This window comes from Hyphomonas sp., from assembly GCF_046313975.1.
Lineage (GTDB): Bacteria > Pseudomonadota > Alphaproteobacteria > Caulobacterales > Hyphomonadaceae > Hyphomonas.
In genome coordinates this window covers 36,773-58,403 of record NZ_JBKBXB010000012.1, presented here as the reverse complement: position 1 = coordinate 58,403, position 21,631 = coordinate 36,773, and the positions used below count along the sequence as shown (strand labels likewise).

The window sequence follows — 21,631 nt, the reverse complement described above, 5'->3', positions numbered from 1 at the left end:
AACTAGTCCTGATGCCGGTTTTCTGTCCTTTTGCCGACGAGGGAGGACTTCATTATGTCAAGCAATCGCGCAACGCCGTTCAAGCAAACCTGGTTCCACGGCACCCGCGCCGTCTTGTCGGTCGGCAAGCATCTGGCGGCATATTTTCCGTCCAACTACAGTGACCGCAGCGAGACACCCTTTGTCTATTTCACCGCCACCCTCGACGCCGCCATCTGGGGCGCGGAACTGGCAGCAGGCGATGATGCGCAGCGCATCTATCTGGTTGAACCCACCGGTGAGTTTGAGAACGATCCGAACCTGACCGACCAGAAATTCCCCGGCAATCCCAGCCAGTCCTTCCGGTCCCGCGAGCCGCTGCGCATCATCGGCGAAGTCGTGAAATGGGTCGGGCATCCTGGCGAACAGGTCGCCGCGATGAAGGCCAGCCTGGCCGCACTCGAGGCAGCAGGAATCAAACCCATCCAGGACTAGCGCCCGGCGCTCGCGCCCAAGGGAGAGATGCCCCCTGCCCCAGCGGCATTATTTCCAAGCGGCGGGCTTCATGACAGCTTCCGCGAAAAGGTATCCGGGAGAAACGCCATGTCTGACATCTTGCTGAAGGAACAACACCGGCACGTCACGCTGCTTACGCTGAACCGGCCCGAGGCGATGAACTCGCTGGATTATGATCTCTATGATGCGCTGGAAGATGCGATCCGCACGTCGGATGCGCGGGCAATCGTGATTACGGGCTCGGGCACACGGGCCTTCTGTTCCGGGGATGATGTGAAGAAGATCCTCTCCAAGGGCGCGCCGGTGACGCCGGAGCGGGCGGCGAAGGCGAAGGCGACCGGCGGGCTGACACCGGCAGCGGACGCTCTTCTGCATACGGACATTCCGGTGATTGCGGCGATCAACGGCTTCGCCCTCGGCTGGGGCGCGGAGCTGTCGATCATGGCAGATATCCGCGTGATGGCTGACACGGCGAAATGGGGCGAGATATTCGTCAAGCGCGGCCTCTGCTGCGATGCGCCGGGGCTGGGCCGTCTGGCGCAGATTGTCGGGCGGGAACGGGCGAGCGAACTCCTGTTCACCGGCGATATCATCACCGCGCAGGAGGCAAAGGAAATCGGGCTTGTCAGCCGCGTCGTGCCGCAGGCGGAACTGCTGCCGACGGCGCTCGGCATTGCGGAGCGGATTGCCACGAACCCGCCGCAGGCGGTGCGCGCGCTGAAGGCGGGGCTGCGCCGTACGCTCGACCCCGACTGGCGCGATACCGGCAAATGGGCGATCACCGAAATCCGCCGCCTGATGCAGACCGAGGACGCGAAGGAAAGCGCCGCCGCCTTCATCGAGAAGCGCGATCCGGTCTTCACGGGGCGCTAGGGCGGGTCTAGTCTCAGCCAATGTTCCCGGACCGCCTGCGCAACCTCGCCCTCCTGATCCTCGACGATGCAGAACAGGCGCGCCTGAAGATCGCCGCCGCTGAAAGCTGCACAGGCGGGCTCGTCGCCGCCTTATTCACGGAGATCCCAGGTTCTTCCAGTGTGTTCGAGCGTGGCTTCGTCACCTATTCCAACAAGGCGAAGGAAGAGATGCTGGGCGTGCCGGGCGATGTGCTGGCGGACTATGGCGCGGTGTCGGAGCCGGTCGCACGGATGATGGCGGAAGGCGCTTTGCAGAACAGCCGGGCGAATATCGCAGTGGGCATCACCGGCGTTGCCGGGCCGGGCGGCGGCACGAAGATGAAACCGGTCGGGCTGGTGCACATCGCCTGCGCGCGGGAGAACCGGGCGGTGGTTCACGAGATGCTGCAGCTGGGCGATATCGGACGCTCGGCGATCCGGATGGAAGCAGTGGAGACGGCGCTGAAACTTATTCAGGTGCAGATGCGGTAGGACGCCCGCCATACCTCTGCCGCGCCTCTGCGAGGAAGGCGGCGAGGATGCGGTCAACTGCCATGTCGTGGTTTGCCGCCGCGAGGAAGCCAATCACCGGGTTGCGGAATTCGTAGTTGATTTCGAGGGAGACGTCCGAGGCGCCGGCGACGCTTTCGGTGATGCGCCATTCGGCAAAGAGTTTGCGAAACGGGCCGCGCACCAGGGCCGCGGTGACGCGGCGGGCGGGTTCGTCGGCGGTGACGCGGGTGGAGAAGCGCTCGGCAAATCCCTTAAAGCCAACAACTACTTCGCCAAGGCATTCCTCGACACCGGGACTGACGGTGCGCTGTTCAGAGACGCGCAGCGCGGTGATCCAGCGGATGAAGTCCGGATACTTCTCGATGCCGGAGACGAGTTGGAAACACTCGGCCGGGACGTAGGGCACGCGGAGGGTTTTGGTGAAACGCGGCATTCGCCCTAGGCGCGCGGCGCGAGCAGCGCTTCACGCGCGGCGCGCAGGCGCTCGAAGTCTTCGCCGGCATGGTGGCTGGAACGCGTGAGCGGGCTGGCCGACACCATCAGGAAGCCCTTCGCCCGCGCGATTTCCTCATAGGCCTTGAACTCGTCCGGCGTGACGAATCGGTCGATGGCGGCGTGCTTGCGCGTTGGCTGCAGGTATTGGCCGATGGTGATGAAGTCGACACCGGCAGAGCGCATGTCGTCCATCACCTGCATCACCTCTTCCTTCGTCTCGCCGAGGCCGACCATGAGGCCGGATTTGGTGAACTGAGACGGATCGCGATCCTTCACCTTCTGCAGCAGGCGGAGGGAATGGAAATAGCGCGCGCCGGGGCGGATGGAGAGATAGAGACGCGGCACGGTTTCAAGGTTGTGGTTGAACACGTCCGGCTTCGCATCGATGACGCGGTTTTCCCAGCCGTCCTTGCGCAGGAAGTCCGGCGTGAGGATTTCGATCGTGGTGCCGGGCGCAGCGGAGCGGATGGCGCGGATCGTGTTGACGAAGTGCATCGCGCCGCCGTCTTCGAGGTCGTCGCGGTCGACCGATGTGATGACGACATGGGTAAGGCCCATCTCGGCGACGGCTTCGGCCACGCGGCGGGGCTCGTCCTCGTCGACGCCAGGTTTCGGCTTGCCGGTCGCAACGTTGCAGAAGGAACAGGCGCGGGTGCAGATCTCGCCCAGAATCATCATGGTGGCGTGTTTCTTGTCCCAGCATTCGCCGATGTTCGGGCAGCCAGCCTCCTCACAGACAGTGACAAGACCCTTCGACTTCACGATTTCCCTGGTCGCCGCGTAGCCTGGCGAAGTGGGCGCCTTGACGCGAATCCAGTCCGGTTTTCGCATTACAGGTGTATCCGGCCGCCCCTGTTTCTCGGGGTGGCGGGGTCTCGGGGCGTTGTTTTTCAGGTCTATGAGGTTGGCCATGTGCCCTCAAAATGGCGCCCGGCGCCCGATTCAGCAAGCGGGTCATAGCGCAGGCTGCATATGCAGTCTTGCAATATTGCTTGCTTGCAGGACGCTAGATGACAGAATGTTACAAAACTAACGGGACGAAACGAGTCAGGGCCTTAACCCGATGCAGCAACCTCTCCAGCCGATTGTGCCGGCGCCGCTTCCGTATGTGCCGGCGCGCACCCGGATCAACCTGTTCTCCGCCCTGCTCCGCGCCGGGCGTGAATTTGGCACGTCAAAGGAAATCCTGGTGGACGGCGACGAACGCATCGTCACCTACAAGGAAATCATCCGCGCCTCCTTCGGCCTCGGCTCTGCCCTGAAGAAGGGCACGAAGCGGGGCGAATCGGTGGGCGTGATGCTGCCAACGGGCGCAGGCTCCGTGATCGCCTTCTTCGCCCTTACGGCCTATGGCCGAGTTCCGGCAATGTTGAACTTCACGGCGGGCTCGAAGAACCTCAAGGCGGCGATGCGCGCCGCGAAGGTGAGGCGCCTCGTCACCGCGCACAAATTTGTCGAGCTTGGCGGATTACACGACCTGATGACGGAGCTCTCGAAGTCGGTCGAGATTGTCTACCTGGAAGACGTACGCGAGAAGCTGGGGATTGGTGACAAGGTTTCGGCGCTTGCCGGGCCGCTGATGCCCGGGCTGGTTTCTTCCGCCCTCTCCTCGAAGCAGCCAGGCGTGATCCTGTTCACTTCGGGCACCGAGGGTGAGCCAAAGGGCGTGGTGCTCAGCCATGAGAACATCATGGCGAATATCGAGCAGGTGCGTGCGCATATCGGATTAAGTCCGGATACGGACATTGTGTTTAATCCCCTGCCGACATTCCATTGCTTTGGCCTGACGGTCGGCGCGCTGTTGCCGATCATCGGCGGCATCAAGGTGGTGTTCCACCCCTCACCGCTGCAGCCGAAAGAAATTGTGCGGCGCATCCGCGAGACGGCATCGACCATCCTGCTCGCGACCGACACGTTCATTTCGCAATATGCCCGCACCGGCGCGGAAGGCGACATGGACTCCATCCGCCTCGCCGTCTGCGGCGCAGAGCGCGTGAAGGACGAGACGCGCAACTATGTGCGCCGCAAGTTCAATATCGAGATCCTCGAAGGCTATGGCGCGACAGAGGCGGCGCCGGTCGTGGCCGCCAACCAGTGGGAAAAGAACAAGCCCGGCACGGTCGGCTGCCTGATGCCCGGCATGGAATACAAGCTGGTGCGCGTGGAGGGCATTCCGGAAGGCGGGCGGTTTCATATCCGCGGGCCGAACGTGATGATGGGCTATCTGCGCGCCTCAAATCCCGGTGTGATCGAGCGCCTGCCGGAAGGCTGGCATGACACGGGCGACATTGTGGATGTGGATGAGGATGGCTTTATCCGGATCCTTGGCCGTGTGAAGCGCTTCGCCAAGATCGGTGGCGAAATGGTGTCGCTGGCGGTGGTCGAGAATTGCGCGGCGGCGGTCTGGCCGGATCATCTGCATGCGGCCGTTACCCTGCCCGACCCGAAGAAGGGCGAGCAGGTCGTGCTGCTGAGCGAAGCGCCGGAAGCCGCCCGCACGCCGATCCTGTCCTGGGCCCAGCAGAACGGCGTGCCGGAAATCTCCGTACCGCGCCGCGTCTTCCGGGTTGAGCAGATCCCTGTGCTGGGTACCGGCAAGGTGGATTACAGCGCCGTGCGCGCGGAAGCCGAACGGCTGATGAGCGACTAGGCCGCCCTGGCGGCATGGGCGCCCTGCCCGGCCAGGAAGCCGCGGATGACCTTCGCAGTTTCTTCCGCGCGTGTGACGAGGAAGAGGTGGCCCCCGCCTTCGATGACGTGCAGGCGCGAATCCGGCAGCGCCCAGTTCAGGATCTGCCCGTTCACCAGCGGCACGATGGAATCCTTGTCGCCCATCAACACCAGCGTGGGCATTCTCAGGAAACGGATGAATGGCAGGCTCGACCAGCCTGCGAAGGCGAGCAGCTGGTAGAGATAGCCTTTCGGGTCCGGTGGCAGCAGGCCATCGATATGGCGGCCGGCGGAATCGTCCGCCATATCTCCGTAGAGCGTGGCAAAATTCTCGCGCATGAATTCCGGGTCGGTATAACGGCGGGTATCGACCATGCGCGACAGTGAGGCCGGGCGACCGGGGATCATCGTCATGCCGGATGACGTGGCGCACAGGATAAGGCGGCGCACGCGGCTGCGGTATTGGAAGGAGAATTGCTGGGCGAGCGCACCGCCCCAGGAGACGCCCATCACGTCGACCGTCTCGAGGCCGTACATGTCGAGCAGCTTGCGCGTCCAGCGCGCCAGCATCCAGTGGCGGTAAGGCCATTGCGTGACCGGCGAGAGGCCGACACCCGGCACGTCGAAGGTCAGGATTTCCCGGTCCGGGAACATGTCACCGAGGCTTTGCGTCAGTTCGAGGTTTGCGCCGATGCCGTTGAAAAACAGCATCGGGACATTGTCCTCGCCGCCTTCCGGCGCGGGCCAGTGAGCGGTGCGCAGGATGACGCCGTCAACGTCCTCCATCAAGATATTGGGCAGACGTTTCTGGCCGCTCATGGGGGTCTCTTCAGTCGTTGAACACATAGCGGCCCGGCGCCGCATAGAGCGGCGGGAAAGCTTCCGAACCCACCGACGCTGGGGCCGCCTTAAGCGGACCCGCGCGCTCCTTCAACCATTCTCCCCAGCGCGGCCACCAGGAGCCCATATGCTCATCGGCGCTGGCAGCCCATTCATCGGGGGTTGGCTTGATGTCGGTGGAGCGGAAATACTTCGCCTTCGGATTGCCGGGCGGGTTTATCAGCGCCTGTAGGTGGCCGCTGGAGGAGAGGATGAACTCGATATTCTTCGAACCGAGCAGGGAGGGCGTGCGGTAGCAGGCCTTCCACGGCGTGATATGATCGGTGAGGCCGGCGACGACGAATGCATCGGCCGTGACCTTGCGCAGGTCGGCCTTGTGGCCGGCAACATCCACCGTACCCGGATGATCGAAGGGCTGTTCCAGCGCGATGTCGAGATAGTCCGAGTGAAGCTGGGCCGGCAGGTTGGTCGTGTCGTTGTTCCAGAAAAGGACGTCATATGGCGGTGGATCTTCGCCCATCAGGTAGTTGTTGACGACATAGTTCCAGATGAGGTCGTTCGGGCGCATCCAGGCGAACATCCGCGCGAGGTCGTCGCCCTTCAGGATGCCGCGCGCTTTCGACATTTTCCGCGCGATCTCGAGGCTGCCATCGGAGACGATCTGGCCGATATCGCTGTCCTCACGCTGCGGGTTCAGCACGCAGACCATGAAGGTGACGGCATTGATCCGCTTGTCGCCGGCTGCGGCCAGCAGGCTGGCGAAGGAGGCTGTCGTAATGCCGCCCGAGCAGGCGCCGGAGACGTTGATCTTCGGTGACTTGGTAATCTTGCGGATGACTTCGCTCGCCTGCACGAGGCTGTCGATATAGTCGCTGAGGCCCCAGTTGCGGTGCTCTTTCTTCGGGTTGCGCCAGGAGATGACGAACACCTGCTGCTCCATCGCGAGCAGGAACTGGACCATCGACGTCATCGGCGTCAGGTCCATCGCATAGAATTTGTTGATCTGCGGCGGGATGATCAGGATCGGGGTCTTGTACACCTTCTCCGTGAGCGGAGCATACTGGATCAGCTCCAGCATCTCGTTCTTCCAGACGACCGAACCCTTGGACGTGGCAAGGTTCTCGCCGACCTTGAAGGGGCGCTTGTCCACCTGGCTCGGCAGGCCGCCATTCTTGGTGAGGTCCTCGTAGAGGTTCTTCATGCCCTTCAGGAGGGATAGGCCGCCGGAATCGACCACGCGCTTGGTGGCGGCAGGGTTGCCGACAAGGGTGTTCGTGGGCGCCATCGCATCCGTGATCATGCCCATCACGAACTTTGCCCTGGCATGTTCCAGCTCGGACATCTTTAGTTCGCTCACCCATTCCTGCAGATGTTCCTGCGTGGCGAGATAGGCCTGCATGCCGCGCTTGTAGAAGGGGTTGTGCATCCATGCCGGGTCCTTGAACCGGCGGTCCTTCTTGTCGGCTTCCCGGGTCGACTTGCCGAGGATGATCTCGACATTTTCGGCCGCGATCTTGCGCGCTGTTTTCGCTGTCGTGACCGGGTTCGTCATGGTTGAACGCAGCATCATGGCAACGGCACCGAGCAGTTCCTGACGGTTGAATCCGCCCAGAAGCGGGTTCAGCGCCGTCGTGTTTTGTGCAGCATTCTGTGCGATTTCGTCCTTAGGTGTGCTCATGCTTCCCTCCCAGATGCCGGCTTTATCTGGCCACAAGCCGCCAGATGCCGGTCTACTTGCCGTCTCTTGCCATCTGGCAAAGAGATCGTGGTAAAATTTCTCCGAAAATTCGTTCCACAGTCAGATTTACCTGTCAAACTGCTGTTCTGGCCATGAAAACGCGCGACCGGATACTTGAAGTCAGCCTGCTTCTCTTCAACGAGGAAGGGGAAAGCGAGCTGTCGTCTGTCGATATTGCCAACGCGCTCGAGATCAGTCCGGGTAACCTTTATTACCATTTCAAGGGCAAGGACGCGATCATCCGGGCCCTGTTCGACCGCTTCGAGGAAGAGATGCGGGTGATCCTGCGCGGCTCGAAAGGCGGGCTCGCCTCGGTCGAGGACAACTGGATCTATATCTACATCCTGCTCGAAGAAATTTACGACTTCCGCTTCTTCTACCGCGACCTGGCCGGCCTTCTGGCTCGCTATCCGGACCTTGCCGTGCGCTTCCGCAGCCTTGCCGCCGGCAAGCGTCAGACGATTTCCCGCAGCATTGACGACCTCGAAAAGCTCGGCCTGATCCGGATCGACAGCCGCCTGAAGGCGCCGCTGGCCGATCAGATCATCACGACACTGACGTTCTGGCTGGCGGGAGATGCGCTGTCCAAGGAAGTCCATGACGGCCCTGCCCTCATCCACAAGACGGTGTTCCAGGTGATGTGCCTGTTCGTGCCCTATATGGGCGAAGCCGGTCCCGCAGCGCTCGGACGCATGATCCGGCACTTCGAGGAAACGAAAGGTTAGAGGAAGAAGGGCGGCGCCTCAGGCACCGCCCTCCGGATTGGCTTAGCCAGCTTTCGCGAGGCTTGCCCAGTCGGCTTTTGCGACGCGGCCACGGCCGGTCACTTTTGCGTCGAGGGCGGTCAGCTCAGCCTTTTTCAGGGCGGCGAGCTGTTTGAAGGTGGTGAAGCCTTCTGCGTTCAGTTTCTTGGCGAGCGCCGGGCCAACTCCGACAGCTTGCGTCAGGTCGTCAGCGCCTTCCGGAGCCGCGAAGGCGGCCTTCATGGCTTTCGACGTCTTGCGGGCCGCTTTCCTGGCGGTCTTGGCGACTTCCGCACCGGTCTCGCCGGCAACGGCTTCGATCTCGGCGGTCAGGCGGGCAAGGCGGACTTTCAGGTCAACGTCGCCGGCTTTTGCGCGAGCTTTCGAGGTCACCGCAGCAACTTCGTCTTCGAGCTTGTCAATCTGGCGGGCAACGGCTTCACGCACGGTGCCGAAGCCTTTGACGCCGAGCAGGTCGCGCATCCGCTCCATGCGGGCTTCAAACTGGTCGCGGGCCTGCAGCTGCAGGTCGCGGACGGTTTCGAAGGTTTTCGAAACCTGCTTGGTCGCACCGCTGAGTCGCTCATCAGCGGCAAGGCGGGCGCGCACGTCGTGCTCGATTTCAGAACCGCGCTTGACGAGGTCTTCGAAGACTTCGGCCGACTGCTTGTTCAGGACGTTCGCACCGGCAACAGCCGTGTCGTAGGCTTTGCCATAAGCGCCGACGCCGGCGAGCCAGATCTTGTAGGCCATTTCAGCCGACTGAGCTTCAACTTGCTTGCCGACAGCCTTCGCTTTGGCGCGGGCGGCGGTCTTCGTGGTTTTCTTCGCCATGGGGGGCTCCTTTCAGGGAGACAGTTGTTTCATGCCGCCCGATGTAGGGAAAAAGTCTAGAAAGCGCATACTAATCGCTGAAAGGGCCCGGTTTGCCTTGAAATCCGGGGCGGTTGCGCTCTATCGAGACCCTGAGAAGCCCAGAGGAGACAGAAGATGAGCGCAGTCGACTATACCGTGGATGGCCAGACCTATGAGGGCTGGTTCGTGAAGCCGGACGGAAAGGCAAATGCGCCGCTGGTCATCATTTGCCACGCCTGGGGCGGGCTCGGCGCCAACGAGAAGCAGAAGGCGGACATCATCGCAAAGGAATTCGGCTATGCCGCCTTTGCCATCGACGTCTATGGCAAAGGCAAGCGCGGCACGACGCAAGCTGAGAATGAAGGCCTGATGTATCCGCTGGTGGGCGACCGGGCCGAATTGCAGAAGCGCCTCGCGGGCGGCATCGCGGTGGCCAAGGCGCATTCCGGCGCCACCAAGGCGGCAGCCATCGGCTTCTGCTTTGGCGGGCTCTGCGTGCTCGACATGGCAAGGGCCGGGATGGATGTGCTGGGCGTCGGCTCGTTCCACGGCCTCTTCCGACCGGCAGAGAATATCCCGCAGCCGAAGATCAAGGCGAAGGTGCTGATCGAGCACGGCTGGCGCGATCCGATGGCGACACCGGAAGATGTGCTGGCGATTGCGAAAGAGTTCGAAGGCGCCGACTGGCAATTGCACGCGCACGGCCTCGCCACGCATGCCTTCACCACGGTGGGCGCAACGGGCGATGCAACGCAGTATCATGCCGATACAGACCGCCGCAGCTTCGCTTACCTGAAAACCTTCCTCGCCGAAGTGTTCGGCTGAGGCGCCATTGGCGGGCGCCAGATGCGGCGCCCGTCAGTCCTCACGCAGGGCGTAGCCCGCCGAGCGCACCGTGCGGATCGGATCATCTCCGCCCGTCTGGCGCAGCGCCTTGCGCAGCCGGCCGACATGCACGTCCACTGTACGCGCCTCAACATAAACGTCCGAGCCCCAGACCGTGTCGAGCAGCTGTTCGCGAGAGAAGACGCGTCCCGGGTGCTGCATGAAATAGTCCAGCAGGCGGAACTCTGTCGGGCCGAGATGGATGTCTGCGCCGTCGCGGGTGACGCGGTGCGCCACGCGGTCGATCTCGAGGTCACCGACTTTCACCCGGTCATCCTTAAGGCCCGGACGGATGCGGCGCAGCACCGCCCGCACGCGCGCCATCAGCTCTGTCGTCGAGAACGGCTTGGTGACGTAATCGTCCGCTCCCGTATCAAGCCCGCGGATACGGTCGCTCTCCTCGCCGCGCGCGGTCAGCATGATGATCGGCAGGTTCGGATTGGCCCCGCCAGCGCGCACCCGGCGGCAGATCTCGATGCCGCTGACTTTCGGAAGCATCCAGTCGAGCAGCAGGAGGTCCGGTGTGCGCTCGTCGATCATCAGCAGCGTTTCTTCGCCGTCGCCGGCGACGCCGACGTCATAATCTTCCTTGCGCAGATTGTACAGCAGCAGCTCTGATACGGCTTTTTCGTCTTCTGCGATCAGCACATAAGGCTTCATGGGGTCGGCTCCATTCTTTTCGCCCGGCCCGCCACCGGGGTCAGACCTGATTCAGCTTCGGCCGCTCAAGTTCGGAGAGGTATTCCCCGACGGCCTGATAATAAACGAACTCGGCAATGTTGGTGCAGTGGTCGCCGATACGCTCAAGGTTTTTCGCCATGAACAGCATGTGCGCACCTGCAGAGATGCGCCGCGGATCTTCGACCAGATAGGTCAGCATCTCGCGGAACACCGAGTTGTAGTGAAGGTCGATGTCATCATCGGAACTCCACACGGCCTTCGCCTTGTCGGCATTGCCCGACGCATAGGCGTTGAGAACATTCGTCAGCTGCTGGTGCACCGGATGCGACATGCGGATGATCGCATTGCGCATTTCCGGGCTGACGTTTTCGTCCAGGCGCTGCGCGCGCTTGGCGATGTTCTTGGCAAGGTCGCCGATCCGCTCAAGCTCGTTGGAGATTTTCATCGCCGAGAGGATCGTGCGCAGATCGTGGCCCATCGGCTGGCGGCGGGCGATGAGAGAAACCACCTGGCGCTCTGCATCTGCCTCGATCATATCGACCTGCGGGTCGCGGGCGACGACTTCGCGGGCGAGGTCGAGATCGTTGGCGCCGAGCGCGCGCGCCGCGTCCGCGATCATCGTCTCAACGATACCGCCCATCTTCATGATATCGGCGGAGAGGCGTTCCAACTCGTCGGAATAGGCCGATACGATATGCTCAGACATCAGATGATCCTAACTCAGCCAAACCGGCCGGTGATATAGTCTTCGGTACGCTTCTCACGCGGGTTAGTGAAGATCTGGTTGGTATCGCCCAGTTCCACCAGGTTGCCGAGATGGAAGAAGGCGGTGCGCTGTGACACGCGGGCGGCCTGCTGCATGGAATGGGTCACGATGACGATGCAGTAGCGGTTGCGAAGCTCGTCGATCAGTTCCTCGATGCGTGCCGTGGCAATCGGGTCCAGCGCCGAGCAGGGCTCGTCCATCAGGATGACCTCCGGCTTCACGGCGATGGCGCGCGCAATGCACAGTCGCTGCTGCTGGCCGCCGGACAGGCTGGTGCCCGGAGCGTTGAGACGATCCTTCACCTCGTCCCAGAGACCCGCGCGGCGCAGGCTTTTCTCGACGATGCCGTCGAGGTCTTCCTTGCCGTTAGCGATGCCATGGATGCGGGGGCCATAGGCGATATTGTCATAGATGGATTTCGGGAACGGGTTCGGTTTCTGGAACACCATGCCGACGCGCGAGCGCAGCAGCACAGGGTCGACATCCGGATCGTTGATATCTTCTCCGTCCATCAGGATCTGGCCCTCGACGCGGCAGCCCTCGATCGTGTCGTTCATCCGGTTGAGGCAGCGCAGGAAGGTGGACTTGCCGCAGCCCGACGGGCCGATCAGCGCAGTGACAGCCCGGTCCGGGAAGGTCATCGACACATCGTGGATGGCCTGCGCGGCGCCGTAGAACACCTTGATGTTCCGGCAATCCATGCGCGGAGCCGCATCCGGCTGGCGCGGGACCGTGAGGCTGTCATCGACCATAGCGGGGGTCCCCTGGCTCGTATCCATCACCATCTCCGTTCGTATTTGCGCCGCAGGAATACCACCAGCCCGTTCATCAGCAAAAGGAAGGCCAGAAGAATAATGATCATGGCCGAGGTCAGCGGCTCCCAGGCCCGTTCGGCATTGTTCGACCAGCTGAAGATGAGCACCGGCATCACGGTCGACTCGTCCGTCGGCCCGGTCGGCACATCGCCCACAAAGGCGACCATGCCGATCAGCAGCAGCGGCGCAGTTTCGCCCAGCGCGCGGGCCATGCCAAGGATCGCCCCGGTCAGGATGCCGGGCGCAGCCAGCGGCACGACATGGTGGAACACGGTCTGCATCTGCGAGGCGCCGACCGCCAGCGCGCCAGCGCGGACCGAAGGCGGCACGGCCTTGAGCGCCGCGCGCGCGGCGATAATCACCACCGGGAAGGTCATCAGCGCCAGCACGAGACCGCCGACCAGCGGCGCCGACCGCGGCATGCCGAGGAAATTCAGATATAGCGCCGCACCGAGCAGGCCGAACACGATGGAGGGCACAGCGGCGAGGTTGTTGATGTTGACCTCGATGAACTCGGTCACGCGATTTCGCGGCGCGAATTCTTCCAGATAGACCGCAGCAAGGATGCCGATAGGCATGGCGACGAGGGCCGTGATCAGCATTGTCCAGAGCGAGCCGACGATGGCAGACAGGCCGCCTGCAAGCTCCGGATAAGTGCTGTCGGAATTGGTGAGCAGTGTTGTGCGCGGCACGCGCTCGATCCGGCCCATTTCCTTGAGAGCCAGCACCCATGCGATCTGCCGGTCGCTGATCGTGCGCTCGCTTTCCGAGGATAGTATGATCCGCGCCGTTGTCCGCCCGCCCGAAAACTGCTGCAGGCTGCCGGTGAGCAATTCGATGGCAGCGCCGGTCTCGGTGACACCGGTGAGCCGGCCAGTCGCCGCCCCGGCGGTCAGAAGCACATCGATCTCGGCCGCGTCCTCGGCCCGGCCTTCGCTGGCGACCCGGATTGCAGCGGTCAGCGGCGCAAAGCTGCCATTGACGCGGGCTTCACCATCGGCCGCGCCATCGCTGACTGTAACCGCGCCAAGACTGATCTTCCGTTCACGGACACCCTGCCCTTTAAGATAGAGGTCGAGGTCATCGTTGAGCGGCGCTGTCATCGTGATGCGACTGCCGACGAGTTCGGGATTGCGTGCGACTTGCCGGGCGGTCGGCAGGACCGCGAGCCGTGTCAGGAAGTCAGAGAGTTCGCGGCGGGTCGCGCGGGTGGCGGTCGCTTCCGGAAAGGTTTCAAGAAGGTTGTCCCGTGCGAGGCCAAAAAAGCCTTCGAGGTTGCGCGAGATGTCCTCCGGCGAGGCCTCACCTTCAGGTGCGATCTCTGCCGGATCGAGCACGATATCGTATTTGACGACGTGATAGGTCGCCGCCGAAAGCCCCTGCGAGCCGATCGAGAACACCAGCACGCCGAGGGCGCCGAGCGCGATCAGGATCGCGCCGAGACCGTACCAGCGGAAACGCACGTCGGCCCCGCGGCGCTTCTTCAGGCGCTTCAGGGCCTCCGGGCTGGACAGGGTGCGGGCCGTGTCAGTCATACTTTTCCCGGTATTTCTTCACGACGCGCAAGGCGACGATGTTGAACAGGAGTGTCACGGCGAACAGCACAAGGCCGAGGGCAAAGGCAGAGAGGGTTTTCGGATCATCGAAACCGGTCTCGCCGGTCATCAGCGAGACGATCTGCACGGTGATGGTTGTCAGATCCGATGTAGGGTCCATCGAGATGCGCGCGCTCTTGCCCGCGGCCATCACCACGATCATCGTCTCCCCGATAGCGCGCGACACGGCCAGCAGCAGCGCCGCGATGATGCCGGGCAATGCGGCCGGCACGACCACCTGTTTCACGGTTTCCGATTTCGTTGCGCCGAGTGCATAGGCGGCGTCGCGCAGGGTCTGCGGCACGGCGTTGATGACGTCATCCGAGAGTGAGGAAACGAACGGGATCACCATGATCCCCATGACAAGGCCGGCAGCCAGCGCGCTGGTGGGCTGCGCGGCAAGGATCGGCCCAGTGGCGAGGCCGAGCTGAATGACGCCCTCGTTGAACCAGATTGCCAGCTGCCGGATACCCGGCGCGACGACGAGCAGCGCGAAGAAGCCATACACGACGGTCGGGATGCCGGCGAGAATCTCGAGGATCGGCTTGATCCAGGCGCGCGCCCGGGGCGAGGCGTACTCCGACAGGAAGATCGCGGAGAAAAGGCCGATGGGCGCGGCAACAATCATCGCGATCAGCGCGATCATGAACGTGCCGAAAAACAGCGGCAGTGCGCCGAATTCGGCTTCTGTCTGTGCGTTCCAGCGGGTGCCGGTCAGGAAGTCCCAGGCCGAGACAACGCGGAAGAATTGCAGGCTTTCCCAGAGCAGCGACAGCACGATGCCCGCCGTCGTGGCGATCGCCACACCGGCGCAGAGGAACAGCACCAGTTCCATGCCACGCTCAACAAAGCTGCGCGCCCGGAAGTCGGACTTCAGCCGCCCGCGCGCCCAGAGCGTGCCGGCGGCCGCCAGAAGGCCCAGCGCGATCAGCGTTCCGGTGTTCAACATGCCGCGGATTTCGAGGTAGCGGTTGGTCACCGCGAGGAAGACGCGGTCAGAACCGGCCGATGCAGCGCTGCTGGCCGCGAGGCGGACGGAATCGAGATAGGAATGCAGCTCGGCTTCCGACAGCTGGCCAAACTGGGAGGGCAACTCGCCGATGAGCTGGCTGCGTGTCATCGATTCGGAAAACACCGCGTACGCGAGCGCAATGAGGATGACCGGCACTGTCGCCCACATGGCGACGAAATAGCCGTGATAATTGGGGCGGGAGTGCATGCGCTTCGTGCCTGCCAGAAGCAGCTTTTCAGCGCGGACACGGCCCAGGAAAAACGCGGATGAGCCGAAGACTGCGATCAGCGCGATCAGCAGCCAGCCCATGGGCAGTTGGCCGAGCTGTTGCAGCATGGTTGTCCCTGTCGCCGCTTTCCGCGCCCCCTTAGAACCCGTGTGTGACAGTTGCGTGACAAGACTGTCACATTTCCGCTTTTGCCCACAATCCCTTGCGCGGGCGTAGCAAACCGGCCACTTAATCGGCCATGACAATACAGGAAAATTCAGGCCTTCCCTGGCATGGCACGACCGTGCTGGCCGTGCGTAAAGGCGGCAAGATCGTGATGCTCTCGGATGGTCAGGTCTCGATGGGGCCAACCATCATGAAGGGCAATGCCCGCAAGGTGCGCCGCATTGCGGATGGCAAGATTCTCGCCGGCTTCGCAGGCGCCACTGCCGATGCCTTCACCCTGTTCGAGCGGCTGGAACAGAAGCTGGAACGGTTCCCGGACCAGCTTCAGCGCGCCGCCGTAGAACTCGCCAAGGACTGGCGCACCGAGCGCTACCTGCAGAAGCTGGAAGCCCTGCTGATCGTTGCCGACAGGACGAGCACCCTCGTCATCACTGGCGCAGGCGATGTGCTGGAGCCCGAGCACGATGTCGTGGCCATCGGTTCCGGCGGCAACTTCGCCCTCGCTGCAGCGCGGGGCCTGTATGATTACGAACAGGACGCGGAAGTTATCGGCCGCAAGGCCATGCAGATTGCCGCCGACATCTGCGTTTACACGAACGCGCACTTCACGCTGGAAAGCCTGGATGTTTGACCGGACTGACCTTCGCGCCGCGGTCGATGCCGGGATCATCACCCGGGATCAGGCGAGCCGGCTGGAAGCCTTCCTCACCAAGCGCGCCGATCCGGTTGCGCAGGTCGCGCCCGAGCAAGGCGAAAACCTGCGCTTCCTCAACAATTTCAACGACATCTTCATCACGATTGGCATAGTCATCCTGGCAATGGGCCTGACAGCGGTGACCAGCCTGTTCTTCGGGCCGCAATTCTGGTCAATGGTGACGGGCGGAAATGCCGGGGCGTTCGGCGCCATGATCCTGATGCCGGTGGCGGGCGTGATGTGGTTGCTGGCCGAGTATTTCGGGCGCCGCCGCCGGATGCTGCTGCCGACCATGGCGGCGATCTCTGTCTTCACCCTGTATTCCGGCCTCTCGATCGGCATGATCGCCAGCGGCCTCACCGGCATGAACGCCAAGACGGTCACCAGCCTGACGCAGGCCTGGGACACACTCGGCAATACCGGCGTCGGCACCTTCCTCGGCTGCGGGGCAGCGGCCTTCCTCGCCTGGTGGCGCTTCCGCCTGCCCTTCTGCATGTTCCTGATCGCTGTTTCGGCAGCGGCCACGGCTTACACCTTCACCGGCATTTTCGGCGATACCGGCCTCGTGCTCGGCGGGCTCCTGTCAGTCATCATCGGTTTTGCCACGCTGGCGGCGGCCATATGGTTCGACCAGCAGGACCCTGGGCGGATCACTCGACTGTCGGATAATGCGTTCTGGTTGCACGTTGCCGCGGCGCCGCAGATCATTCTGGGACTGCGCGGGGTGGTGATGGGATCGCCCGGGGCGACGCCTTCGACCTTCGAGGCGATGGTGCTGCTGGCCTGCCTGGCGGGGCTGGGCCTGCTGTCGCTGGCACTGAACCGGCGGGCGCTCGTGGTGTCGAGCCTCCTGAGCTTCTGGCTCGCGCTGGGACAGGTGGTTGACGCAGTGGGCGGAGGCGGATCGACCACGTTCATCGCCACTGCCTTGTTGCTCGGCGCGGGCATAATCGCGCTCGGCGGCGGGTGGCATTCAGCGCGGCGCTGGGTGCTGAAGCGGTTGCCGAAGGAGGGCCTCGCCGGCCGGATTTTCCCGCCCGAAACGCACGCCTGACCCGTCCAGAAACTGTCTACACGCACCACCTGATTTCTGGACCCTTCCCTATCTTTCCGAGATGTATTGATGACCCAACTTACTCCCCGCGAAATCGTTGCCGAACTCGACCGCCACATTGTCGGTCAGAACGCCGCCAAGCGCGCCGTGGCCATCGCCCTGCGCAACCGCTGGCGGCGCAAGCAGGCGCCGGAGAACCTGCGCGGAGAGATCACGCCGAAGAACATCCTGATGATCGGGCCGACCGGGGTGGGCAAGACGGAAGTCTCGCGCCGGCTGGCGCGGCTGGCGAATGCGCCGTTCCTGAAGGTTGAGGCAACGAAGTTTACCGAGGTCGGCTATGTTGGCCGCGACGTGGAGCAGATCGTGCGGGACCTCGTCGAGGCGGCTGTCGGCATGATCCGTGAGCATAAGCGCGCCGGTGTGGAACAGGCCGCGAAGGACAAGGCTGAGGAGCGCCTGCTCGACGCGCTGGTCGGCGCTGAGGCGCAGCGTTCGACGCGCGATGTGTTCCGCCGCAAGCTGCGGGACGGGGAACTGGACGACAAGGAGATCGATATCGACTTTGCCGAAACCGGCGGGCCGATGCAGATGTTCGACCTGCCGAGCCAGCAAGGCTCGATGAGCATGATCAACCTCTCGGAAATGCTGGGCAAGGCGATGGGCGGGCGTACCCGCCGTGTACGGACGACTGTGAAGGATGCCTACAAGCCGCTGCTGACGGAAGAAGCCGACAAGCTGGTGGACGAGGAAGCGGTTGTCCGCGAGGCGCTGAACGCGGTGGAAGAAGACGGCATCGTTTTCCTCGACGAGATCGACAAGATCGCCGCGCGCAAGGATCGCGGCGGGGCCGATGTCAGCCGCGAAGGTGTGCAGCGTGACCTGCTGCCGCTGATCGAGGGCACGACCGTCTCCACCAAGCGCGGCGCGGTGAAGACCGATCATATCCTGTTCATTGCGTCGGGCGCGTTCCATGTGTCGAAGCCGTCTGACCTTTTGCCCGAATTGCAGGGCCGCCTGCCGATCCGCGTGGAACTGGAACCGCTGACGCGCGACGACCTGCGCCGCATTCTCGTCGAGCCGGAAGCGAGCCTGATCCGCCAGTATGAAGCGCTGATGGCGGCGGAGAAGGTGACACTCCTGTTCGAGGAAGCCGCCATCGACCGGCTCGCGGACCTTGCCGAGGCGGTGAACAAATCGGTCGAGAATATCGGGGCGCGCAGATTGCAGACCGTGCTCGAACGCCTGCTGGACGAGATCAGCTTCGAGGCCCCGGACAAGGCGGGCGAGACCTTCGTGATCACGGCGGCTTATGTCGACGAAAAGGTCGGCACGCTTGCGGGCGATGCAGACTTGTCGAAGTTTATTCTTTGATACCCGCACATCCCCGCGAAGGCGGGGATCGGGAGCAGATTTTGGTTCGCTGAGGCCCCCGCCTGCGTGGGGGGTGATCGGAAGGTGGAGGCGGCCTAAGCCTTCGCCTCGCGGCGCACGGGCATGTGCTTCTTGCCCCAGTCTTTCATGATGCGGAGCGCGGGGCGGAGTTCTTCGCCCTTGGTGGTGAGCACATAGTCGTAGCGTTTTGGCGCGTCCGAGTAGAGGCGGCGCTCGAAGATGCCGACATCGACGAGGCGTTTCAGCCGGTCGGCCAGGATGTGGCGCGTCATGCCGCTCGACTCGGCGAATTCCTCGAATTTCGACTTGCCCAGGAAGGCGTCGCGCAGGATCAGCAGAGTCCAGCGGTCGCCCACCACGGAGAGGGTGCGGGCCACCGGGCACCAGTTATCGGAAAGCTCGGACCATTTCATGGATGACACCCTTAGCGCAGTTTGCCATAAGTTCCAAAATAAAACTTAATGGGAGACTGACATGGCCCGGACCTTTGAATTCTTCTTCGATTACGCGAGCGCCACGGCGCCCCTGTCCCTGCCCCTGATCGCGGCGATCGAGAAGCGCACCGGGGCGCAATCGGTGTGGCGCCCGATGTTCCTTGGCGGGGTGATGCAGGCGACCGGCAACCGCCCGCCGGGCACGGTGGCGGCCAAGGGCGCCTATATGGCGCGCGACATCCAGCGCTGTGCGGCGCATGTCGGCATCCCGTTCTACATGAACCCCGCCTTCCCGGTAAACACGCTGGCGGCGCTGCGGGCGACGGTCGGCTTCGAAGACAAGGCCGAGCAGCGCCGGTTTGCGACCGCCTGTTTCCAGGAGAGCTGGAGCGTGCCGCAGCCGCTGAACCTCGGCGATCCGGCTCACCTGCAGCAGCTCTGTGAGAAGCATGGGTTTGATGCGGCAAAGGTCGCGGCAATGACGACCGATCCGGCGAACAAGGAAAAGCTCAAGGCGAATACGGACGAGGCGGTGTCGCGCGGTGTGTTCGGCGCGCCGAGCTTCTTTGTGGACGGCGACCTGTTCTTCGGCCACGACCGGCTGGATTATGTGGAGCGGGCGCTGACCGCCTAGGCGAACACGCCTGCCTTCTCCGCCAACGCCTTGTAGGATTGCTCCGGGCGCGGACCGAAATGGGAGATCACTTCCGCCGCCGCGATATGACCGAGATGGGCGCAGGTGGCGAGCGGCAGGCCACGCGCGATGCCGAACAGAAAACCGGCCGCATACTGATCACCCGCGCCCGTAGTATCAACCACTTTCGCGACAGGCATCGCGGGCACGACAACCGGCGCGCCTTCGCCGATGACGATCGAGCCCTTCTCGCTGCGCGTGACGGCGGCGACCGCGCAGTCTGCCCGCAAGGCGCGCAGGGCGGCGTCGAAGTCTTCGGTTTCGTAAAGGGATTTCAGCTCCGCCTCATTGGCGAACACGATGTCGGCAAAGCCCTTGACGAGGTGGCGGAAGCTCGCGCGGTGGCGGTCGACGCAGAACCGGTCCGACATCGTGACGGCGACCTTGCGGCCCGCCGCCTTGGCGATCTCGGCGGCGTGGACGAAGGCTTCCTTCGCCTCGTCCTTGTCGAACAGGTAGCCTTCCAGATAGAGGATGCTGCCATTGCGGACCATCTCGGCGCTGACATCTTCCTTTGTGAACAGGACCGAGGCGCCGAGGAAAGTGTTCATGCTGCGATGGCCGTCATCAGTGACGAAGATGATGGATCGGGCAGTCGCCGGACCCTCCGTAAGCGGACGGGTATGGAAGGGCACGCCGGCGGCCATCATCTCGCGCATGAACTGGTGGCCGAGTTCGTCGTCCGCGATCTTGCCGATATAGCTGGCAGAGGCGCCGAAGCTGGCGAGGCCGGCGATGGTGTTGGCGCCGGAGCCGCCGGAGGTGATGACGGGGTTTTTCGCGTGCTCGGTCAGCAGTTCCGCGCGGGGCTCGTCGATCAGGTTCATCGCGTCCTTCGCGATGCCGTGCTCGGCGAGAAAGGCGTCATCGGCCCGGGCCAGCACGTCCACGATCGCGTTGCCGAGACCCACCACATCGAATTTTGCGCCGCTCATGCCTGCCGGTTCCCTTGCCGCTGCTGGTGCCCCGCGCCTTGCCAGAGAGAGCCCGTGGACACAAGGCCCGGACCTCATTAGAGCGCAGGCCATGAAAAAGATCGCCTATCTCGCCAGCCGCGTGACCCTGCCGGGCTCGGTGGTCCGCCGCACCGATGCTTTCGAGCATGACTTCATGATGGACGCCCTGCGCGGCCCCTTCGCGGCGCGCGGGCTGCGGGTGGAGGATGTTTCCTGGGACGACCCGAAGGCGGACTGGGCGAGTTATGAAGCCGCGATCATCGGCACGACCTGGGACTATTGGGACCGGCTGGATGAGTTCCTCAGCGTCCTGGAGCGGATCGAGGGACAGACGAAGCTGTTCAACCCCTCCGCGCTGGTGCGCTGGAACTGCCGGAAGACCTATCTGCGCGAACTGGAAAGCCGGGGCGCGAAACTGATCCCGACCCTGTGGCTGGACACGGCGGATGAGGGAGCGGCGCGGGCGGCGTTTGATGCGCTGGGCGCGGATGACCTTGTGTTCAAGCGGCAGGTCGGCGCGGGCGCGAAGGACCAGCACCGGCTGAAACGCGGCGAAGCCATTCCCGAAATGCGCCACCCGATGATGGTGCAGCCTTTCCTGCCGATGATCCAGAAGGAGGGCGAGTTGTCCTTCATCTTCATCGACGGCGAGTTCTGCCACGCTCTGATCAAGCGCGCGCAGCCGGGCGACTACCGGATCCAGTCCACCTATGGCGGGCGCGAGGAGAAGATCACTCCGTCTGCGGACGACCTCGCCGCGGCACGCGCGATCATCGGCACGCTGGACGAGGCGCCGCTTTATGGCCGCGTCGACTTGCTGCGCGGCGAGGATGGCGAGCTCTTACTGATGGAGCTCGAAGTGATCGAGCCGTATCTCTATCCGGTCGAGGGGCCAGAGTTAGGGGAGCGGATGGCGGCGGGTGTGGCGCGGCGGCTTTCTTTCTAAGCCCCTTCTCACTTGGGAGAAGGGGTTGGGGATGAGGGGGCGCAACACCTCCCCGGATCATCCAGCTC

Annotated in this window: 23 protein-coding genes; 11 read left to right on the top strand and 12 right to left on the bottom strand. The window is 63.3% G+C overall.

The window, feature by feature from the left end:
- The first annotated feature begins 54 nt into the window (after positions 1-54).
- From arr to ACK4TE_RS06465, 3 genes are all read left to right on the top strand, one after another.
- The gene (gene arr, locus ACK4TE_RS06475; RefSeq protein WP_409910674.1) at positions 55-474 is read left to right on the top strand and encodes an NAD(+)--rifampin ADP-ribosyltransferase; all 420 of its coding nucleotides are present in this window, start codon (positions 55-57) and stop codon (positions 472-474) included.
- Positions 475-582: 108 nt separating this feature from the next.
- Positions 583-1,368, top strand: coding sequence for an enoyl-CoA hydratase/isomerase family protein (locus ACK4TE_RS06470; protein WP_409910673.1), 786 nt, complete (start codon positions 583-585; stop codon positions 1,366-1,368).
- A 20-nt stretch (positions 1,369-1,388) separates the two neighbouring features.
- Entirely contained in the window at positions 1,389-1,880 is a 492-nt protein-coding gene (locus tag ACK4TE_RS06465; protein WP_409910672.1) for a CinA family protein, read from the top strand.
- On the opposite strand, the gene ACK4TE_RS06460 is transcribed toward ACK4TE_RS06465, so the two are convergent.
- Both ACK4TE_RS06460 and lipA read right to left on the bottom strand, forming a co-directional pair.
- The gene (locus ACK4TE_RS06460) at positions 1,858-2,334 is read right to left on the bottom strand and encodes a type II toxin-antitoxin system RatA family toxin (protein WP_409910671.1); all 477 of its coding nucleotides are present in this window, start codon (positions 2,332-2,334) and stop codon (positions 1,858-1,860) included. The two genes, ACK4TE_RS06465 and ACK4TE_RS06460, sit on opposite strands and share 23 nt — an antisense overlap.
- A 5-nt stretch (positions 2,335-2,339) precedes the next feature.
- Positions 2,340-3,308: a lipoyl synthase gene (gene lipA, locus ACK4TE_RS06455; RefSeq protein WP_409910670.1), complete on the bottom strand. Its 969-nt coding sequence runs from the start codon at positions 3,306-3,308 to the stop codon at positions 2,340-2,342.
- Positions 3,309-3,459: 151 nt separating this feature from the next.
- Between lipA and ACK4TE_RS06450 the strand changes: the two genes are divergently transcribed.
- Positions 3,460-5,046, top strand: a complete 1,587-nt coding sequence (locus tag ACK4TE_RS06450; protein ID WP_409910669.1) for an AMP-binding protein — start codon at positions 3,460-3,462, stop codon at positions 5,044-5,046.
- Here ACK4TE_RS06450 and ACK4TE_RS06445 read toward each other — a convergent pair.
- Positions 5,043-5,885: an alpha/beta fold hydrolase gene (locus ACK4TE_RS06445; RefSeq protein ID WP_409910668.1), complete on the bottom strand. Its 843-nt coding sequence runs from the start codon at positions 5,883-5,885 to the stop codon at positions 5,043-5,045. The two genes, ACK4TE_RS06450 and ACK4TE_RS06445, sit on opposite strands and share 4 nt — an antisense overlap.
- 10 nt (positions 5,886-5,895) lie before the next feature.
- Complete coding sequence (locus ACK4TE_RS06440; RefSeq protein ID WP_409910667.1) at positions 5,896-7,584, bottom strand: alpha/beta fold hydrolase; 1,689 nt, start codon at positions 7,582-7,584, stop codon at positions 5,896-5,898.
- A 152-nt stretch (positions 7,585-7,736) separates the two neighbouring features.
- Between ACK4TE_RS06440 and ACK4TE_RS06435 the strand changes: the two genes are divergently transcribed.
- Positions 7,737-8,369, top strand: coding sequence for a TetR/AcrR family transcriptional regulator (locus tag ACK4TE_RS06435; protein ID WP_409910666.1), 633 nt, complete (start codon positions 7,737-7,739; stop codon positions 8,367-8,369).
- A 42-nt stretch (positions 8,370-8,411) separates the two neighbouring features.
- Here ACK4TE_RS06435 and ACK4TE_RS06430 read toward each other — a convergent pair whose 3' ends face one another.
- Positions 8,412-9,221, bottom strand: coding sequence for a phasin family protein (locus tag ACK4TE_RS06430; protein ID WP_409910665.1), 810 nt, complete (start codon positions 9,219-9,221; stop codon positions 8,412-8,414).
- Between the two features lie 156 nt (positions 9,222-9,377).
- On the opposite strand from ACK4TE_RS06430, the gene ACK4TE_RS06425 reads away from it, so the two are divergent.
- Positions 9,378-10,067, top strand: a complete 690-nt coding sequence (locus ACK4TE_RS06425; RefSeq protein ID WP_409910664.1) for a dienelactone hydrolase family protein — start codon at positions 9,378-9,380, stop codon at positions 10,065-10,067.
- A gap of 33 nt (positions 10,068-10,100) precedes the next feature.
- Here ACK4TE_RS06425 and phoB read toward each other — a convergent pair whose 3' ends face one another.
- The 5 genes from phoB to pstC are packed head-to-tail and all read right to left on the bottom strand — an operon-like array spanning position 10,101 to position 15,332.
- Positions 10,101-10,787 (bottom strand): phosphate regulon transcriptional regulator PhoB, encoded by a 687-nt coding sequence (phoB, locus tag ACK4TE_RS06420; protein WP_409910663.1) that lies wholly within the window; start codon positions 10,785-10,787, stop codon positions 10,101-10,103.
- A gap of 40 nt (positions 10,788-10,827) precedes the next feature.
- Complete coding sequence (phoU, locus tag ACK4TE_RS06415; protein ID WP_409910662.1) at positions 10,828-11,514, bottom strand: phosphate signaling complex protein PhoU; 687 nt, start codon at positions 11,512-11,514, stop codon at positions 10,828-10,830.
- Positions 11,515-11,528: 14 nt separating this feature from the next.
- A complete protein-coding gene (pstB, locus tag ACK4TE_RS06410; RefSeq protein WP_409910661.1) occupies positions 11,529-12,353 on the bottom strand; it encodes a phosphate ABC transporter ATP-binding protein PstB in 825 nt (274 codons plus the stop codon).
- Positions 12,353-13,924, bottom strand: coding sequence for a phosphate ABC transporter permease PstA (gene pstA / locus ACK4TE_RS06405; RefSeq protein ID WP_409910660.1), 1,572 nt, complete (start codon positions 13,922-13,924; stop codon positions 12,353-12,355). The genes pstB and pstA overlap by 1 nt, the downstream gene beginning before the upstream one ends.
- Entirely contained in the window at positions 13,917-15,332 is a 1,416-nt protein-coding gene (gene pstC, locus ACK4TE_RS06400) for a phosphate ABC transporter permease subunit PstC (protein WP_409910659.1), read from the bottom strand. The genes pstA and pstC overlap by 8 nt, the downstream gene beginning before the upstream one ends.
- 131 nt (positions 15,333-15,463) lie before the next feature.
- Between pstC and hslV the strand changes: the two genes are divergently transcribed.
- The 3 genes from hslV to hslU all read left to right on the top strand — a co-directional run bounded on the left by hslV (position 15,464) and on the right by hslU (position 18,512).
- Entirely contained in the window at positions 15,464-16,021 is a 558-nt protein-coding gene (gene hslV / locus ACK4TE_RS06395) for an ATP-dependent protease subunit HslV (protein ID WP_409910658.1), read from the top strand.
- A complete protein-coding gene (locus tag ACK4TE_RS06390; protein ID WP_409910657.1) occupies positions 16,014-17,138 on the top strand; it encodes a hypothetical protein in 1,125 nt (374 codons plus the stop codon). The genes hslV and ACK4TE_RS06390 overlap by 8 nt, the downstream gene beginning before the upstream one ends.
- Before the next feature lie 69 nt (positions 17,139-17,207).
- A complete protein-coding gene (gene hslU / locus ACK4TE_RS06385; RefSeq protein WP_409910656.1) occupies positions 17,208-18,512 on the top strand; it encodes an ATP-dependent protease ATPase subunit HslU in 1,305 nt (434 codons plus the stop codon).
- Positions 18,513-18,607: 95 nt separating this feature from the next.
- Here the strand turns inward: hslU and ACK4TE_RS06380 are convergent, their stop codons facing one another.
- Positions 18,608-18,946: a winged helix-turn-helix transcriptional regulator gene (locus tag ACK4TE_RS06380; protein WP_409910655.1), complete on the bottom strand. Its 339-nt coding sequence runs from the start codon at positions 18,944-18,946 to the stop codon at positions 18,608-18,610.
- A 61-nt stretch (positions 18,947-19,007) separates the two neighbouring features.
- Between ACK4TE_RS06380 and ACK4TE_RS06375 the strand changes: the two genes are divergently transcribed.
- Positions 19,008-19,601, top strand: coding sequence for a 2-hydroxychromene-2-carboxylate isomerase (locus tag ACK4TE_RS06375; protein ID WP_409910654.1), 594 nt, complete (start codon positions 19,008-19,010; stop codon positions 19,599-19,601).
- Here the strand turns inward: ACK4TE_RS06375 and ACK4TE_RS06370 are convergent.
- On the bottom strand, positions 19,598-20,596 hold the full coding sequence (locus ACK4TE_RS06370; protein WP_409910653.1) for an adenosine kinase: 999 nt from the start codon (positions 20,594-20,596) through the stop codon (positions 19,598-19,600). The two genes, ACK4TE_RS06375 and ACK4TE_RS06370, sit on opposite strands and share 4 nt — an antisense overlap.
- A gap of 91 nt (positions 20,597-20,687) precedes the next feature.
- On the opposite strand from ACK4TE_RS06370, the gene ACK4TE_RS06365 reads away from it, so the two are divergent.
- Positions 20,688-21,563 carry a RimK family alpha-L-glutamate ligase gene (locus ACK4TE_RS06365; RefSeq protein WP_409910652.1) on the top strand — a complete coding sequence of 292 codons (876 nt, stop codon included), beginning with the start codon at positions 20,688-20,690 and terminating at the stop codon, positions 21,561-21,563.
- Positions 21,564-21,631: the final 68 nt, after the last annotated feature.

Coding starts and splice junctions, on each gene's coding strand:
- ACK4TE_RS06435 (WP_409910666.1), top strand. CDS start 7,737: ATGAAAACGCGCGACCGGATACTTGAAGTCAGCCTGCTTCTCTTCAAC.
- ACK4TE_RS06440 (WP_409910667.1), bottom strand. CDS start 7,584: ATGAGCACACCTAAGGACGAAATCGCACAGAATGCTGCACAAAACACG.
- ACK4TE_RS06365 (WP_409910652.1), top strand. CDS start 20,688: ATGAAAAAGATCGCCTATCTCGCCAGCCGCGTGACCCTGCCGGGCTCG.
- ACK4TE_RS06450 (WP_409910669.1), top strand. CDS start 3,460: ATGCAGCAACCTCTCCAGCCGATTGTGCCGGCGCCGCTTCCGTATGTG.
- ACK4TE_RS06380 (WP_409910655.1), bottom strand. CDS start 18,946: ATGAAATGGTCCGAGCTTTCCGATAACTGGTGCCCGGTGGCCCGCACC.
- phoU (WP_409910662.1), bottom strand. CDS start 11,514: ATGTCTGAGCATATCGTATCGGCCTATTCCGACGAGTTGGAACGCCTC.
- ACK4TE_RS06370 (WP_409910653.1), bottom strand. CDS start 20,596: ATGAGCGGCGCAAAATTCGATGTGGTGGGTCTCGGCAACGCGATCGTG.
- ACK4TE_RS06460 (WP_409910671.1), bottom strand. CDS start 2,334: ATGCCGCGTTTCACCAAAACCCTCCGCGTGCCCTACGTCCCGGCCGAG.
- pstA (WP_409910660.1), bottom strand. CDS start 13,924: ATGACTGACACGGCCCGCACCCTGTCCAGCCCGGAGGCCCTGAAGCGC.
- ACK4TE_RS06425 (WP_409910664.1), top strand. CDS start 9,378: ATGAGCGCAGTCGACTATACCGTGGATGGCCAGACCTATGAGGGCTGG.
- ACK4TE_RS06470 (WP_409910673.1), top strand. CDS start 583: ATGTCTGACATCTTGCTGAAGGAACAACACCGGCACGTCACGCTGCTT.
- ACK4TE_RS06445 (WP_409910668.1), bottom strand. CDS start 5,885: ATGAGCGGCCAGAAACGTCTGCCCAATATCTTGATGGAGGACGTTGAC.
- arr (WP_409910674.1), top strand. CDS start 55: ATGTCAAGCAATCGCGCAACGCCGTTCAAGCAAACCTGGTTCCACGGC.
- hslU (WP_409910656.1), top strand. CDS start 17,208: ATGACCCAACTTACTCCCCGCGAAATCGTTGCCGAACTCGACCGCCAC.
- ACK4TE_RS06375 (WP_409910654.1), top strand. CDS start 19,008: ATGGCCCGGACCTTTGAATTCTTCTTCGATTACGCGAGCGCCACGGCG.
- ACK4TE_RS06390 (WP_409910657.1), top strand. CDS start 16,014: ATGTTTGACCGGACTGACCTTCGCGCCGCGGTCGATGCCGGGATCATC.
- pstB (WP_409910661.1), bottom strand. CDS start 12,353: ATGGATACGAGCCAGGGGACCCCCGCTATGGTCGATGACAGCCTCACG.
- lipA (WP_409910670.1), bottom strand. CDS start 3,308: ATGGCCAACCTCATAGACCTGAAAAACAACGCCCCGAGACCCCGCCAC.
- ACK4TE_RS06430 (WP_409910665.1), bottom strand. CDS start 9,221: ATGGCGAAGAAAACCACGAAGACCGCCGCCCGCGCCAAAGCGAAGGCT.
- pstC (WP_409910659.1), bottom strand. CDS start 15,332: ATGCTGCAACAGCTCGGCCAACTGCCCATGGGCTGGCTGCTGATCGCG.
- ACK4TE_RS06465 (WP_409910672.1), top strand. CDS start 1,389: ATGTTCCCGGACCGCCTGCGCAACCTCGCCCTCCTGATCCTCGACGAT.
- hslV (WP_409910658.1), top strand. CDS start 15,464: ATGACAATACAGGAAAATTCAGGCCTTCCCTGGCATGGCACGACCGTG.
- phoB (WP_409910663.1), bottom strand. CDS start 10,787: ATGAAGCCTTATGTGCTGATCGCAGAAGACGAAAAAGCCGTATCAGAG.